Source organism: Aminobacter sp. BA135 (genome assembly GCF_050859125.1).
In the GTDB taxonomy this organism is placed as follows: Bacteria; Pseudomonadota; Alphaproteobacteria; order Rhizobiales; family Rhizobiaceae; genus Aminobacter; species Aminobacter ciceronei.
In genome coordinates this window covers 456,576-471,375 of record NZ_CP139572.1, presented here as the reverse complement: position 1 = coordinate 471,375, position 14,800 = coordinate 456,576, and the positions used below count along the sequence as shown (strand labels likewise).

The following is a 14,800-nucleotide window of genomic DNA, read 5'->3' as shown; positions in this document are numbered from 1 at the left end:
ATGGGCTCAGCTTGCCAGCGCCACGTCGGGCGCACCGATCCTCGCCTCGAAGCTGCGGCTCTTGATGCCGACATAGTGCTCGCCAAATGGCCGAGGCTTGGCGATGCCAAAGCCTTGTGCATAATCGACGCCGATGTCGCGCAACGCCCTGGCAATGTCGTCGTTCTCGACGAACTCGGCGATGGTGCGCTTGCCCGTCACTTCGCCGATATGCTGGATCATCTCGACCATGGCGCGGTCGATGCGGTCGACAAGCATGTCCTTGACGAAGCCGCCGTCGATCTTGAGGTAGTCGACGGGCAGGGCCTTGAGATAGCTGAACGACGACATGCCCGCACCGAAATCGTCGAGCGAGAAGCGGCAGCCATGCGCCTGCAGCGTGGCGATGAAGCGGGCCGCCCGGTCGAGGTCGGCGATCGCGCTGGTCTCGGTGATCTCGAAGCAGATGGTCGCGGGCGAAATGCCGCTGCGAGCAAACTGCTCCAATACGTAGTCGGCAAAGCTGTCGTCGCCGAAGCTCGCGCCCGACAGGTTGATGGCGCAGGTGGTGATCGGCGAAGCGTCGGCCGTCTGCCGGGCCAGGATGCCGAAGGCCTGGCGCACCATCCAGCGGTCGATCAGCGGCATCAGCCCGTAGCGCTCGGCCGCCGGGATGAATTCGCCTGGTGCAATCAGCTTGTCCTCGGCATCGGCCAGCCGGATCAACAGCTCGACATGGGCGCCTGCCGCGCCATCGCCATGCAGCGGCACGATCTCCTGGGCGAAGATGCGGAAACGGTTCTGCTCCAGCGCTTCGCGCAGGCGCTGCACCCAGGCCATCTCGCTCAGCCGCTGCTCGACCTCCATGTCGCCGATCTGCTGGATCTGGATGCGATTGCGGCCGCGCTCCTTGGCCATGTAGCAGGCGACGTCGACGCTGCGCAGAATCTCTTCCAGCGTCATCGAGGCATCCGACATTCCGACGACGCCGATGCTGACGCTGATCTTGAAAGCCCGTCCCGCCCAGACGAAGTTCAGCTCGTCGACGGCCTGGCGCAGGCTCTCGGCGGTGCTTGCCGCGAGCTCCTCGGGGCAGTTCTCCATCAGGATGCCGAATTCGTCGCCACCCAGCCGTGCCAGAAGGTCGGTCGGGCGCAACCGGCTGTGCAGTGCCGCCGACACCTTGCGCAGGAGTTCGTCACCGGCCGCATGGCCGCAGGTGTCGTTGACGATCTTGAACTGGTCGAGGTCGAGATACATCAGCGCGTGCACCGCCGGGCGCTTGGCCAGGGCTGCCAGCGACGCGTTCAGCCGCGCCTCGAATTCGCGGCGGTTGGCCAGCGAGGTCAGCGTGTCATGGCTCGCCTGCCACGACAGCTGCGCCATGAATTCCTGTTCCTTGGTGCGGTCGTGGAACACCAGCACCGCGCCCGCCACCTTGCCCTCGACATAGAGCGGCGCTGCCACCAGCGACACTGCGACGCTCGAAAGGTCCGGCCGCATCAGCTGCTGCGGCACGCCGCTGCCGCCGACCGCTTCGCCCGAAAGGACGCGTGCGATGAAGCCGTTGTCTTCTTCGTCGCTCTCTTCGCTGACCAGCCGGAACAGCTGGTCGAGTGGCTTGCCCTTGGCGCTGGCGCCATGCCAGTCGAGCATCGCCTCGGCCGCTTCGTTCATATAGTCGAGCCGGCCCTCGGCGTCGGTTGCAACGACGGCCTGGCCAATCGAGGCCAGCGTGATCTGGGCGCGCTCCCGCTCGGCATTCAAAGCGCTTTCAAACGCCCGGCGCTGCTCCAGCAGATTGCCCGTGCGCCGCATCGCCAAAAGGATCAGGGCGCCTGCGGTTACCACGTTGACGCAGAGCAGCAGCACGGTGATGTCGCGCGAGCCGCGCCCGAGCGAGACGGAGAAGGCCTCAGCCAGCGGTGCCGTCTCTTCGTGCAGACGATGGATGTCCTTCTTCCACGCCGCGAGCTGTTCTGCCGAGGCACTGCCGCTCGAGATGCCGGCATGCATGGCCTCGCCGAGTGCCGCGATCTCCAGGATCTTCGGATCGGCGTCGACCCAGCGGTCGACGGCATTGGACAGGTAAGGCACGTGGCGGAAGTTCTGGAACAGCCAGATCAGGCCGGGATTGTCGTTCGGATGGTTGCCGCCGCGAATGAAGCCGTCATAAGCGGCGTCATAGTCGAGCAGCGGCTTTTCCATCGCCAGGCGTGCGTCGCGGTCGGCCAGCGGCACCGCAATGGCGTGGCGGAAGCGTTCGAAATAGTTGGCATCGCCGGAATTGGCATAAAGCGTCAGGTAGTAGATCGCGTCCTTGTGGCCTTTCGACCAGGCGCTTTCGCCGGCAGCATAGGCGCGCACGGCAGACAAGGTATAGAGACTGGCACCGGCAATGACGGTCTGTATCAGGACAACGGCGATGAAGGGCCACAGCAGCCCGATGAGCTGAAACCTGGATCTGATGTCGCGTTGTCTCGTCACATGTATGGCGAACGAACTCGCCCCCCAGCTTGTTCTCCTCGCGTTTCCGGCGCGAATAGTTGCAATAGCTATATGAGCAAGCTTTAAAATTCCTTTCCCTGTAAGGTTCAAAGCACTATCCAGTACATTGACGTAGGGTAAGGTATTTCCGGCCTGCTGCCAGCGATCTTCCGTCAACTTTGGTTGACGGAATTGCCCACGTCAACTAATGTTGACGAATGGTTGATCTGAACACCCTGCATTTGCCCGATGATCCCGACGAAGCGCTGGCGGCGGTGGTTGCCTTGCGACGGCTGGCCGACACGCTCGAGCGGCGCGCGGTCAGGTCGGCGCTCGGGCAGGGCTGGTCATGGGCGCGGATCGCCCAGGCACTCGGCGTCAGCAAGCAGGCTGCCCACAAGCGGCTGTCCGACATCGGCGATGGGCCGGAGAGCTAGGAGATGAGAATGTTCAGCCGCATCAAGGCGCGTTTCAACGACATCGGCACGATCGGCACGATCGGCACGCTATGCACCGGGGCGGAGCAACATGCGTTGCGGGATCATCAGCGCGAGCCGGGCGCTGAGCACTTCCTGCTCGCCGCACTCGACCTGCCCGACGGCACGGCGCGGCAAGCCTTCGCAGCGGTCGGCGCGGATCCCGCGGCGCTGCACCAAGCCATCGCCCGTCAGTATGGCGACGCCCTTGCCGCCATCGGCCTGGAAATCGCTTCGTCGTCGTCGGCCGGGTCGGAGCAGCTGGCCGCACGCCCCGGCGCATTCAATGCGTCGGCCTCCGGGCAGGAGGTCATGCAGGCGCTGGCGGCAAGCCGAAGCCGGCACGGCCCGCTGCTCGGCTCGCATGTCGTTGCCATCGTTGCCGGCATGCCGCACGGCGTTGCCGCCCGCGCCTTGCGGGCGATGGGCGTCGACCTTGCCCAACTCAGATCCGCCGCCGAAGCTGTCGCCGGTGCGGACGCGCGTCCTGAGGCGGGACGCGCTCACTTCGCCCGGTGAAGCCGGAGCGGCTTGGTCACCTCGCGCTGGATGACGCCTTGTGCTTCGAGGTCGAGCTGGGCTGCCTTCAGCCACCAGCCGGCCTTGTCGCCGCCGGGAAACAGCTCCTCGGACAGGATCGGCAGCACCGCCGCCTTGGTTTCCGCCACGGTCAGGCCCGGCGTGGTTGCCGGCAGCACCTCAAGCAACGCGTCGCGCATGGCGGTGTATTTTGCCTTGTCGACACGCACGACATGGTTGGGCGAGACGATGTTGCGGATCTCTATCTTCTCAGCCGCCTTGGACATCGAGCTCTCCCTTTACATATTCGATCTTGGGGGCGCGAAAACCCATCGCCGCCCAGGCAGACAAAAGCCGCCACATGAAGCGGCCGGAATGCTTGGCATAACTCGGCAGGCTGTCTGTGAATTCGACGCCGGACCTGCGGTCGGCGGTCATCGTGCGCATCTCGGCCGGTGGCCGGTCTGCGGGGTCGATGCGCTCGCGATAGACCGACAGCCAATGCCCGCCCTTGAACTCCAGAAACATCGGCGAGTTGCAACAGGAAGCCACCACGCGCCGGGTCGGCGCCGTCGGGCTCAGCCGGTGTTCGCGCAACAGCTCGGCGCCATGCGCGCAGCGGATCCGGTCTTTGCGGTAGAGCGTGTAGTTCGTGCCGCCGTCGCTTTCGAGCACCGGCGCGCCGCCGGGTAGCGCGGCGAAAATCCCGCCTGCCTTCTGGCAGCTGGAGCAATAGCAGATCGCACCGACGATCGGCGTGCCGCTCGCCTCGAATGCCACCTGTCCGCATCTGCAGGCGATCCGTCGCATGTCAGCCATCTCATCACCTCGTCCGTCGATTTGAAACTAGACTGGACCGTCCAGTTTGATTTGTCAACGGCTTCGGCTTATGCTCGAAATCGCAGCTGCCGACACAGGGACGTGCATTGATGAAGACCGCCAAAACGCGCCAGGAACGGACACGCGACACCATCCTTGATGCCGCCGCCGGCCAGTTTCTCCGCAACGGTTTCCTTGGCGCCAATATGGACGAGATCGCAGCGGTCGCCGACGTTTCCAAGCAGACCGTCTATGCCCATTTCCACAGCAAGGAAGCCTTGTTCCTCGATGTCGTCAGAGGGCTGACCGGCGTTGCCGGCGACGTCCACCAGGAGCAGGTCGCCGACCCCGTCGACGACCGCCCGATCGCCGATTACCTCCAGGAATTTGCCGAACTTCAGCTCACCATCGTCATGACGCCGAAGCTGATGCAACTGCGGCGGCTGGTCATCGGCGAGGTCGAGCGCTTTCCGGAACTGGGCAGGGCGTTGCATGCGCTCGGCCCGCAGCGCTCGATCACCCGCCTGTCGCGCGCCTTCGAGCGCTACCGCAGGCTCGGCCAGATCGAGGCCGACGACCTCGAGGCCGCGGCGTCGTTCTTCAACTGGCTGGTGATGGGGGCCCCGGTCAACGACGCCATGCTTCTGGGCGACGACGCCATCCTGCCCGCCGCGGCCTGCCGCGGCCACGCTGCCGAAAGCGTGCGCATCTTCCTCGCTGCCTTCGGCCCGCGCGCCACGCATCGGGCATAGGCGCCGGCTGGTGGCCGGGGCCGCAGGGTTCATTGATCTGATGCCATCAGGTCGCGCACCAGCGCGTCCTTCACCAGCCCGATCAGCTCGGCATGCAGTTCGCCGCGTGGTCGGCTGGCCTCGTCCGAACAGATCGGATCGAACTCGCCAAACGACTTGAGCAGTTCGGCCCCACCATCCTTGCACTCTGGCAGGAAGCTGAAATGCGTCGCACCCGCCACGGTCGCATAGGTCCCCTTGGACGTCAGCTTCGCGAGCCCATCGGAGATGACAGCCAGCGGAATGCCTTCACCCTCGCCGAGATTGATGAAGTGCATCGGGATCGCGATGTCCTTCAGGCTGTCGGGGTCATAGGCCTGGGCGAGGCCGGGATCGGCCAGCACCGCTGTCTTGATCCGGCGGTCGAGATTCGACTGCTCGAAGCGCGCCCGATCGATGCTGCGCAGGTCTACCTTGTCGACAGTAATCTTCTCGTCATTGACGTAGCCGACGCCGCTTGCAAACCAGGCGCAGTCCCACTTCTTGTAGCTGTCGCAATAGCGGGCATAGGCCTCGAGATTGGCGCGCGCGCCCGAAAGCTCCATGGCCGTGGCTCCGCCGAGCGAGAAGCCGACGACGCCGATCCTGTCGGCATCGATGACGCTGCTCCAGGCCGGATCCTTGGCCAGCGCGTCGATGACGGCCGACAGATCGCCCGTGCGCTGCCACAATTTCGGCGTTTCGGCTGGGGTGGAAAAACCGCTGGTCGTGCCCGGATGGTTGGGGCCGGCGACGACGAAACCCGCCTTGGCAAGCTTGGTGGCGAGCCAGCTCATCGCCTGCACGCGGCTGCCCGATCCATGCGACAGCAGTACCAGTGGATGGCGCCCCGGCACCGCGGGTGCATCGATGCTGGCTGCCGCGCCCTTGAACACCTTGTTGTCGCCGACAATTGTCGGCTTGCCGCCGGCGGCTGCCGGATACCAGACGGTCACGGATAGGTCGCGGCCGGGCTGCGGCACCAAAACCTCTTTGACGCCCGCTTCCGAAGCGAAGCAGGCGGAGACGAAACCGATGAGGGCGGGAATGGTGGTGAGTAGCTGGAGCACGGGAACCTCGCTCTGTTTGCGGATGAAGACGAGCGAGCAATGACGAAATCGCGCTACATCCTCGTCCTCGATCGTGATTCAGGTCGTGCTCGATCGCGATAGAGGCCATGATCGGCCGATATCTTCGACAGCAATTCCAGGAAAACCGTGCAGCGGTTTTCCGTCTGGAATTGCGCAGAAACAAAGAGATAGAGAGCTTCCGCGAAACCGAACCTCGCTAGATGGGTTAAGCCTTGATATTCGTACCCCTGTCCTTCGTCGCCGCCCTGTTGCTGGCCATCCTGCTCGTCGCCGCTTTGCGCGCCCGCGAGACGACAGGCGGCAATACGGCATTCCTCGTCCTCGTCGCGCTCTGCGCCGTGCAGTCGGTGGTCGTCGGTCTGCGCTGGGGCTACCATGTCGAGGCGGCGCGCTACGTCCAGCCGATCCTGGCTGCCGGCCTGCCGCCTTTGGTGCTGTTCAGCTTCCGCACCTTGCTCCAGCGCGACGATGCCGGGGGCGGCGCCATGCGCTGGCTTCACGCCTTGCCGCCTCTGCTCATGACCGCCATCGTGCTGTTGGCGCCCGCTTTCATCGATGCGGCACTTGTCGTGCTGTTCGTCGGCTATGCAATCGCCGTGTTGCACCTCGGCCGCAGCGGCCCGGACGCTCTGGTCGAGGCGCGCCTCGACAGCGCGGTCGCCGCCCACCGCGCGCTCATCATCGCCGCTGTCGCGCTCTGCCTGTCGGCCCTGTTCGACCTCGGCGTTTTGCTCGCCTTCGAAAAATGGCAGGGCGAAAACGCCGCCGTCATTGCCAGCAACGCCAATCTGCTCGGCCTGTTCTTCATTGGCCTGACTGCCTTCGTCGCCTCGCGCGCCCATCCCTCGGCACCGACCCAGACCAATCCACCCGAGCCGTCGCCGTCCGAGCAGGACCGCGAGGTGCTCGACCAGGTCCAGCGCCTGCTGATCGACCAGAAGCTCTATCGCGACGACAATTTGACCCTGTCCAGGCTGGCCCGCCGCGCGGGCGTGCCGGCGCGGCAGATCTCGGGCGCCATCAACCGCCTCGCCGGCAAGAACGTTTCGCAGTACATCAACGACGTCAGGATTTCGGAAGCCTGCCGCCTGCTCAGGGACACCGACATGTCGGTCACATCGGCCATGCTCGATGCCGGCTTCCAGACCAAGTCAAACTTCAACCGCGAGTTCCGCCGCGTCACCACGCTGAGCCCCGCCTCCTGGCGCGAGCAGAACCGGCCCCAGGCGGCGTAGCTGCCTGAGGCCGGCAATTTTGGTGGGTGCTTCGCCCTGGTGGAAAGCGGCGAGGTGGCGTCTTGTTCGCCACCTCACGCAACCTAGCTCCGCAGACCGGCAAAGAAGGCCGCGACCTCTTCTGCCCAGACCTCGGGCACTTCCATCGCCGCAAAATGGCCGCCGCTGGCAAGCTCCGTCCAGCGCACGATGGTGTTGCCCGGCTCGCCATAGCGGCGGATGGCGACCTCGTCGCGGGCGAAGACGGCAACGCCCGTCGGCACGCCCGAATTCGGCTTCGGCGACCACGCCTCGGGATCATGCGCATTTTCATAGTAGAGCCGGATCGACGAGGCAGCGGTTCCGGTGAACCAGTAGACCAGCACATTGGTCAGGAACCGGTCGAGCTCGACGGCATCAGGGCTGTCGCCGAAGCCGGCAAACATGTCGCCCAGCCAGGCGATGAGACCGGCCGGCGAGTCTGAAATGCCATAGGCCAGCGTCTGCGGCCGGCTCGACTGCAGCGCATTGAAGCCGAAGCGTTCGGCCATGAACTGTTGCAGGCGTTGCAAACGGCTCTTCTCGGCATCGCTGAATGTGGCGATCTCGCTGGGATCTATGGGCCCAAGCGGAATGAAGCCCATCGTTGCCGCGTTGACATGCACGCCGATGACGCGGTCAGGTGCTGCCCGGCCGATGGCAGGTGCGATGATCGCACCGGCATCGCCGCCCTGCACGCCGAAGCGCTTGTAGCCGAGGCGCGACATCAGTTCGAGCATGGCGCCGGCGATGCGGCCGTCATTCCAGCCTGCCGCGCGCGTCGGGCCGGAGAAACCGAAGCCGGGCAGCGACGGGATGACGAGATCGTACCCGGCCGCAGTCAGCGACCCGATCGCGGCGAGGAACTCGACGAACGAGCTCGGCCAGCCATGCAGCAGGAGCAGCGGCACCGCATCGGCAGCAGGCGATTTCACATGCAGGAAATGGATGGACTGGCCGTCGATCTCGGTGACGAAATGCGGATGGGCGTTGATCGCCGCCTCCTCGGCGCGCCAGTCGAAGCCGTTCTTCAGCCGCTCGATCGCACGGGTGACGAAACCGGAGGACATGCCGTAGTTCCAGCCCGCGCCAGCCACCTCGTTGGCCAGCCGCGTGTTGGCGAGACGCGCCTGAAGGTCGGCCAGCTGGGCCTCAGGAATGGCGATCTTGAAAGGGGTGATGTCAGTCATTTGCCGCGTCCACTTTGCATTGGTGCAAGATCGTTTCCGTCGTGCACGGGGTTGAAAGTGCATCCTTTCTAGCCAGCGGAAGAGTGTAGGGGATTGAAGATTTCCGACAGTTTCAGCTGCGCGCGATCTGCCCGGGCGTCGTGCCCATGATCGCCTTCACCGAGCGGATCATGTGCGGCTGGTCGGCATAACCGAGCGCGAAGGCCACATCCGCCGCCGGCCGGCCCTGCTGCAGCAGGCCGAGCGCCTTCTGGGCGCGCTCGATCTGCGTGAAGGTCTTGTAGGTGACGCCGGTCGTCTTCAGGAAATGCCGCTGCAGCGTCCGCTCCGACATCGCCATGGGATGGCCCGACACGATCGACGCGACCACCCGGTTGTCCTCGACAATCGAATTGCGCACCAGCTTGCCGACAAAGCCGTCGACCGTCTCGAGCGTCGGGATCTCCAGCACCTCGGACCCGAGCCGGAACCGGTCCTTGCCGATCGTTTCCAGCACCACGCCCTGGTCGCGCATCAGCTCGCCCGGCATCAGCGGCATGAAGCTGCTCGCCTTGAAGGCGATCGCCAGGATCTCGTCGCCGGCGGCATAGTCGTGGGTCACGGTCGATGTGGTCAGCCCGGTGCGCAGCACTGTCGTCGTGTCGCCGTTCCTGAAGATGACCACGTCCCAGCAACCATCAGGCTGCATCTTCATCGAGCCGCTGGTGGCAAACCGCGTCCGCGTCACCGCCTCGACGTGCGGCGACGACCACCCCTCCAGTGTCACGACCTCATGCATGTTTGCCGCCGCTCTTCTCGCGCGTGCAGTGTCGCCGGAGTTGGAGGAGGAGGCAAGGGTGCGCAGCCAGCCGGCACCGTTGGGGCTATGGCCAGTACCTGTTGGCTCAACCCCTTTCGGACAGCCTCCCCGGCTTGACACTTCAGGGATGGCGGCTAGTTTCCCGCCCGCGAGGTAACGTCCTCTCCCGTTAGGGAAAAGAATGTCCGGGAACGGCCCGGCCCAATCAAGGGGCCCGTCCATGTGCCGTCTGCATCTAGCCATCGCGCCTTGTCCTGAAAGCGACCAGCTCTTGGCTGAGACGTTTCGGGACCTCCGCTTCGCGCATTTTTCCGCCGGGCATGGACCGCGCCTGATGATGTCAGCAGCTTCAACATGACCGAACTTGGCGCCCAACCCTCCAGCGACATCGCTTCCCAGCCTCTCGACAGGCCAGCGAGCCGCTGGCCGCTGCTGCGCTGGTTTGCCTCGTCGGCGACGTTGAACGTCCCCCAGGCTTCCGCGCCGGTGGCGTTCTCGCTCGTTGCCTTGAGCGTCATGGGCGACGCACGCGGCGGCGCCGCCATGATCCTGGCAATGACCCTTGCCCAGGTCGTCGGCGCCATCCCGATCACGCGGCTCGGCAGGCACCGCTCGGCCGCGACCTTCCTGCGGCTGCTGGTGGCCTTCCGCACGCTCGCTTTGGCTGCCGTCGTCCTGTGCGCGCATTACCAGGCGCCCTTTGCCTTGCTCGTCGCCTTCGCGGCGATAGCCGGCTTGGTCAACGGCGCGGCATTCGGCTATCTGCGCGCCTTGCTCAATCACTTCACGCCGCCTTCGCACCTGCCGCGAACGCTCGGCATCGCCGCCACCCTCAATGAATTGACCTTCGTGCTCGGTCCGGTGCTGGCATCCGCCCTGGGTGCTGTCTCGCCCGTCTTTGCCCTGCTCGCGCTGACGCTGCTCGGCGCCATTCCGGCCCTGCTGGTCCCGCAGGCGGGCATGAGCCATGTCGAAGACGCTCCTCTTTCAGAGGGTTCCGTGCTCAGCCCCTCCATCCTGCTATGGCTCGTCTGTGCGGCCGCGGGCTCGTCCACCGTCGCGGCCATCGAGATCGGCGCCGTAGCACTCGCCCTGAAATTCGGCTACCCGCCGACGCTGGCCATCCTGTTCACGGTGCCGCTGTGCCTGGCCTCGGTCGCCGGCGGCATCTGGGTCAGCGTGCGCAACCGCATGATCGGCAGCCGGGCCGTCGTCTTGCTGCTGTGCGTCGTGACTTTTGGCGCCGCCCTCGTCGCCCTCGGACCGTCGCTTGCCACCACGGTCGCCGGCGCCATCCTCATCGGACTGGTGCTCGCGCCCCTGGGCACTTACTACTCGCTCGTCCTCGACCGCCTGGCCCCGCCACGCCGGCGGCCCGAAGTGTTCGCCCTGCTGCGCACGTCGAGCGCGATAGGCATCATCTTTGCCAGCGCGGTGCTGACAGCCGCATCCTTGTCGAGCGCGCTGATCGTCGTGACGGCCACGATGTTCGCGGTGACGCTGACGGTTGCATTCGCAACCCTCCGGCGCTGAACTGGAGCCGTCAATCAAGCCTGAGGCCGGAAGCCGCTCGGCTCCAAAACCGCGTCGCCGGCGGCATAGTCGTGGGTGACAGCGGCGGCGGTCACGCCGGTGCGCAGCACGGTGGTGGTGTCGGCATTGCTGAAAATGACGACGTAAAGCAGTCGCGACAGACGATCGGGCGCGATGTTGAGCGCGGCCCCAAGGCTGTGTGCACTCGCTGCGCTGCCGCCAAGTCGGGTGAAGATGCCAAGATCCAGGCCGGTGCGAAACGCCAAGGCAGGGGGCACCGCAGCGATCAGCTTGTCGATCCGATCAGAATCCACCATGCCACGGCCCTTTCGCGATCCAGCGCCGACTTGAGCAGTTCGGGAGAGCGGGTTCAACCGGGAGGCTGCGGGCAGCGTAGAGGGCCGCGTTATTTCTCTCGCTTTTCGGTCTTCAGGTTCGGAAGGTCGGGTCGCCTGGATTTCACCCCGGCCTCTTTCAGGGCGGTGTAGCCTACCTTTTTGAGAAGCTTGTCCGTTTTTGCGCGCTCCTTGTCGAGAGCGCTCTGACCTCTGACCTTGGGCATGCGTCCTCCATCGGGTTGGTTGGCTGGCAAGATTGCCAGCACGCGCAATGTCAGCATTGGCGCAGCGGCAGAGAGAACGTCAATGACCCAAATGGACCGCCTGCCGCCATCGGCTGCAAATTCGCCCAGGCCACAGCGAATGAAGCCGTTCAAACCGCGCATGCCTGGTCGGCTTGCCGGCAAGCTGTCCCGGCAGAACTCCGGGGCTTGAGTTGCAGGCGCATCCGGCGCCCGCCTAGACGGCCTGGTTGAACACCGCCTCGATAGGATGCCCGTCCGGATCGATCACAAAGGCGGCAAAATAGCTCGGCCCATAATGCGCCCTGAGGCCGGGGCCGCCATTGTCGGTGCCACCATAAGCAAGCGCCGCCGCATGGAACGCCGCGACCGCCTGGCGGTCGGGCGCAGCGAAGGCGAGATGGAAGCCCGGGCCGGGCGGGCGCTGGCCGATGCTACGCTGCTTGAGCGCCAGCTTGTCGCCGCCGCCTGCGACACCGTAGCCGACGGCCTGGTCGTCGGCGCCGGGCGCAAGGTCTTCCCAGACCCTGACATAACCGAGCGGGGCAAGGGCCGCGTCGTAGAAGGCTGCTGCGCGGTCGATGTCGGAGACACCGAGCGAAATGTGATGAAGCATGCCGTCTCCGCTCCTAACCGCTTAGCTCGCCGCCAGCCCCTTCAGTCGGTACAGCGCGTCCAGTGCTTCTCGCGGGGTCATTTCGTCGGGGCTCAGCCCCTCCAGCGCCTTGGTCAGCGCGTCGTTGGCGACGGGTTTGGCCGCCTCGCGTTTCACCGCGACCGAGAACAGCGGCAGGTCGTCGACAAGGCGGTCGGCCTTCCCAGACGTCTCGCTTTCCTCGAGCTGGTGCAGCACCTCCTTGGCGCGCGCCACGACAGCGTCGGGCAGACCGGCGAGGCGGGCCACTTGCACGCCGTAGGAGCGGTCGGCAGCACCCTTGCCGACCTCGTGCAGGAACACTACTTCGCCTTCCCACTCCTTCACCCGCATCGTCACATTGTGCAGGCGGCCGAGCTTGCCGGAAAGTGCCGTCAGTTCGTGGAAATGGGTGGCGAAAATAGCGCGGCAGCGGTTCTTCTCGTGCAGATATTCAACCGCCGCCCAGGCGATCGACAGGCCGTCGAAGGTGGCGGTACCCCGACCGATCTCGTCGAGGATGACAAGCGTGCGCTCGCCCGCCTGGTTGAGGATGGCGGCGGTCTCGACCATCTCGACCATGAAGGTCGAGCGCCCGCGCGCCAGATCGTCCGAGGCGCCGACGCGGGAGAACAGCCGGTCGACCACGCCGATATGCGCACGCTCGGCGGGTACGAACGACCCCATCTGGGCGAGGATGGCGATCAGCGCGTTCTGGCGCAGGAAGGTCGACTTACCACCCATGTTCGGGCCGGTGAGCAGCCAGATGGCGCCGTTCTTGTCGTTGCCGTCAGGCGACAGCGTACAGTCATTGGCGACGAAGGGGGCTGCCGCCTCGCGCCTCAGCGACTGCTCGACCACCGGGTGGCGTCCACCAAAAATGTCGAAGGCGAGGCTGGCGTCGACCTCGGGCCGGCACCACGCCTCATTCTGGGCGAGCACGGCGAGTGCCGCCGACACGTCGAGCACGGACAGCGCGTCGGCGCCTGACCGGATCGCCTGGGCGTGGGCGACGGCCTCGCCGACCAACTGGTCGAAGGCCTGGAGTTCGATGGTCAGCGCCCGGTCGGCGGCATTGGCGATCTTGGTCTCGAGGCCGGCGAGCTCGGTGGTGGTGAAGCGCATCGCATTCGCCATGGTCTGGCGGTGGATGAAGCGCGCCTTGGCCTCGTCGCTGCCGTTCAGGGCCGTCTGGTTGTTCGCCGTCACCTCGATGTAGTAGCCGAGCACGTTGTTGTGGCGGATCTTGAGCGAGCGGATGCCCGTCTCCTCGATCAGGTCGCGCTCCATGCCGGCGATCACCCGGCGCGACTGGTCGCGCAGCGCCCGCATCTCGTCGAGTTCCGGATGATAGCCGGCGCGGACAAAACCGCCGTCGCGCTTGAGAAGCGGCAGCTCCTCGCCCAGCGCCACGTCGAGATGGTCGGCGAAGCCTGTGGGTAGGGCCGATATCGCCGCGATCGCCGCCGTCAGCTGCTTCGGCAGGGAAGCGCCCGCAAACAGCCCGGCAATGGTGCGCGCCGCCGAGAATCCCGAACGCAGTGCGCCGAGATCGCGCGGCCCGCCGCGGTTGAGCGCCAGCCGCGACAGCGCGCGCGGCATGTCGGCGACGCCCTTCAGGCTGAGCCTGAGCGCATCGGTCAGCCGCGTTTCGCCGGTGAAGAACGACACCGCGTCCAGCCTGGCGCCGATGGCTTCGGGATCTGTCAGCGGCGACATCAGCCGGTCGGCGAGCAGGCGCGCGCCGCCGCCCGTCACCGTACGGTCGATGGCGCGGAACAGCGAGCCGTCGCGGCCGCCCGACAGGGTGCGCAACAATTCGAGATTGGCGCGTGTCGCCGGGTCGATGAACAGCGTGGTGCCCGACTGCTCGCGCTCGGGCCGCGACAAAGGCGGCCGCTCGGCCTTCTGGGTCTTTTCGACATAGGCGATGACGCCGGAGATGGCCGACAGCTCGGCGCGCGAAAACGCACCAAAACTGTCCGGCGTCGCCACGTCGTAGAAACGGGCGATGCGGCTGGGCGCCGAGGTCGAATCGAACAGGCTCGGCGGCTGCGGGTTGACGATGCGGCCGACCAGATCGAAGCTCGGGCGCAGCTCCTCGTCATGGAAGGCAGGTTCGGCGACGATCAGCTCGCGCGGGTCGACGCGGAAGATGTCGGCCGAAAGCCGTTCCGGCGTCGTCTCGGCGACGCGGAAGATGCCGGTCGAGATCTCGATCCAGGCGATCGCCAGGCTGGCTTCGCCCGCGCCCTTGACCCGCCCCAGCGCCATCAGGAAATTCGATTCCTGCGGTGCCAAAAGCTTGTCTTCGGTGATGGTGCCAGGCGTCACCAGCCGCACCACGTCGCGCTTGACCACCGACTTCGAGCCGCGCTTCTTGGCCTCGGCCGGGTCTTCCACCTGCTCGCACACGGCGACCCGGTAGCCTTGCCCGATCAGCTTCTGCAGATAGTCGTCGGCGGCATGGATCGGCACCCCGCACATCGGGATGTCCTGGCCCTGGTGCTTGCCGCGCTTGGTCAGCACGATGCCGAGCGCGCGCGAGGCCTTCTCGGCGTCGTCGAAGAACAGCTCGTAGAAGTCGCCCATGCGGTAGAACAGCAGCGAATCCGGGTTCGCCGCCTTGATCTCCATGTACTGTTCCATCATCGGCGTCGGCGCGGCATA

Annotated in this window: 15 protein-coding genes; 5 read left to right on the top strand and 10 right to left on the bottom strand. The window is 65.7% G+C overall.

What is annotated here, in order from left to right:
* Nucleotides 1–6 precede the first annotated feature (6 nt).
* Nucleotides 7–2,466 carry an EAL domain-containing protein gene (locus SLT36_RS02325; protein ID WP_432285644.1) on the bottom strand — a complete coding sequence of 820 codons (2,460 nt, stop codon included), beginning with the start codon at nt 2,464–2,466 and terminating at the stop codon, nt 7–9.
* Between the two features lie 218 nt (nt 2,467–2,684).
* Between SLT36_RS02325 and SLT36_RS02320 the strand changes: the two genes are divergently transcribed.
* Complete coding sequence (locus SLT36_RS02320) at nt 2,685–2,903, top strand: hypothetical protein (protein WP_432285643.1); 219 nt, start codon at nt 2,685–2,687, stop codon at nt 2,901–2,903.
* A gap of 9 nt (nt 2,904–2,912) precedes the next feature.
* Nucleotides 2,913–3,461 carry a Clp protease N-terminal domain-containing protein gene (locus SLT36_RS02315; RefSeq protein WP_432285642.1) on the top strand — a complete coding sequence of 183 codons (549 nt, stop codon included), beginning with the start codon at nt 2,913–2,915 and terminating at the stop codon, nt 3,459–3,461.
* Here the strand turns inward: SLT36_RS02315 and SLT36_RS02310 are convergent.
* Nucleotides 3,446–3,748, bottom strand: a complete 303-nt coding sequence (locus tag SLT36_RS02310) for a DUF6958 family protein (protein ID WP_432285641.1) — start codon at nt 3,746–3,748, stop codon at nt 3,446–3,448. The two genes, SLT36_RS02315 and SLT36_RS02310, sit on opposite strands and share 16 nt — an antisense overlap.
* Nucleotides 3,732–4,280, bottom strand: a complete 549-nt coding sequence (locus tag SLT36_RS02305; protein ID WP_432285640.1) for a GFA family protein — start codon at nt 4,278–4,280, stop codon at nt 3,732–3,734. Before SLT36_RS02305 ends, SLT36_RS02310 begins: the two co-directional genes overlap by 17 nt.
* Nucleotides 4,281–4,390: 110 nt before the next feature.
* Here SLT36_RS02305 and SLT36_RS02300 point away from each other — a divergent pair, with 110 nt between their 5' ends.
* The gene (locus SLT36_RS02300) at nt 4,391–5,032 is read left to right on the top strand and encodes a TetR/AcrR family transcriptional regulator (RefSeq protein WP_432285639.1); all 642 of its coding nucleotides are present in this window, start codon (nt 4,391–4,393) and stop codon (nt 5,030–5,032) included.
* 29 nt (nt 5,033–5,061) lie between these two features.
* Here the strand turns inward: SLT36_RS02300 and SLT36_RS02295 are convergent, their stop codons facing one another.
* The gene (locus tag SLT36_RS02295; RefSeq protein ID WP_432285638.1) at nt 5,062–6,120 is read right to left on the bottom strand and encodes an alpha/beta hydrolase family protein; all 1,059 of its coding nucleotides are present in this window, start codon (nt 6,118–6,120) and stop codon (nt 5,062–5,064) included.
* Nucleotides 6,121–6,353: 233 nt separating this feature from the next.
* On the opposite strand from SLT36_RS02295, the gene SLT36_RS02290 reads away from it, so the two are divergent.
* Nucleotides 6,354–7,376, top strand: a complete 1,023-nt coding sequence (locus SLT36_RS02290) for a helix-turn-helix domain-containing protein (protein ID WP_432285637.1) — start codon at nt 6,354–6,356, stop codon at nt 7,374–7,376.
* Nucleotides 7,377–7,459: 83 nt separating this feature from the next.
* Here SLT36_RS02290 and SLT36_RS02285 read toward each other — a convergent pair whose 3' ends face one another.
* On the bottom strand, nt 7,460–8,584 hold the full coding sequence (locus SLT36_RS02285; RefSeq protein ID WP_432285635.1) for an epoxide hydrolase family protein: 1,125 nt from the start codon (nt 8,582–8,584) through the stop codon (nt 7,460–7,462).
* A gap of 112 nt (nt 8,585–8,696) precedes the next feature.
* Nucleotides 8,697–9,362 (bottom strand): helix-turn-helix domain-containing protein, encoded by a 666-nt coding sequence (locus tag SLT36_RS02280; RefSeq protein WP_432285634.1) that lies wholly within the window; start codon nt 9,360–9,362, stop codon nt 8,697–8,699.
* A gap of 375 nt (nt 9,363–9,737) precedes the next feature.
* On the opposite strand from SLT36_RS02280, the gene SLT36_RS02275 reads away from it, so the two are divergent.
* Nucleotides 9,738–10,916 carry an MFS transporter gene (locus SLT36_RS02275; RefSeq protein WP_432285633.1) on the top strand — a complete coding sequence of 393 codons (1,179 nt, stop codon included), beginning with the start codon at nt 9,738–9,740 and terminating at the stop codon, nt 10,914–10,916.
* A gap of 14 nt (nt 10,917–10,930) precedes the next feature.
* On the opposite strand, the gene SLT36_RS02270 is transcribed toward SLT36_RS02275, so the two are convergent.
* The 4 genes from SLT36_RS02270 to mutS all read right to left on the bottom strand — a co-directional run bounded on the left by SLT36_RS02270 (nt 10,931) and on the right by mutS (nt 14,782).
* Entirely contained in the window at nt 10,931–11,233 is a 303-nt protein-coding gene (locus SLT36_RS02270; protein ID WP_432285632.1) for a hypothetical protein, read from the bottom strand.
* Nucleotides 11,234–11,322: 89 nt separating this feature from the next.
* Nucleotides 11,323–11,640 (bottom strand): hypothetical protein, encoded by a 318-nt coding sequence (locus SLT36_RS02265; RefSeq protein ID WP_432285631.1) that lies wholly within the window; start codon nt 11,638–11,640, stop codon nt 11,323–11,325.
* A gap of 73 nt (nt 11,641–11,713) precedes the next feature.
* Nucleotides 11,714–12,112 (bottom strand): VOC family protein, encoded by a 399-nt coding sequence (locus SLT36_RS02260; RefSeq protein WP_432285630.1) that lies wholly within the window; start codon nt 12,110–12,112, stop codon nt 11,714–11,716.
* Between the two features lie 21 nt (nt 12,113–12,133).
* Nucleotides 12,134–14,782, bottom strand: a complete 2,649-nt coding sequence (mutS, locus tag SLT36_RS02255; RefSeq protein ID WP_432288219.1) for a DNA mismatch repair protein MutS — start codon at nt 14,780–14,782, stop codon at nt 12,134–12,136.
* Nucleotides 14,783–14,800 lie beyond the last annotated feature (18 nt).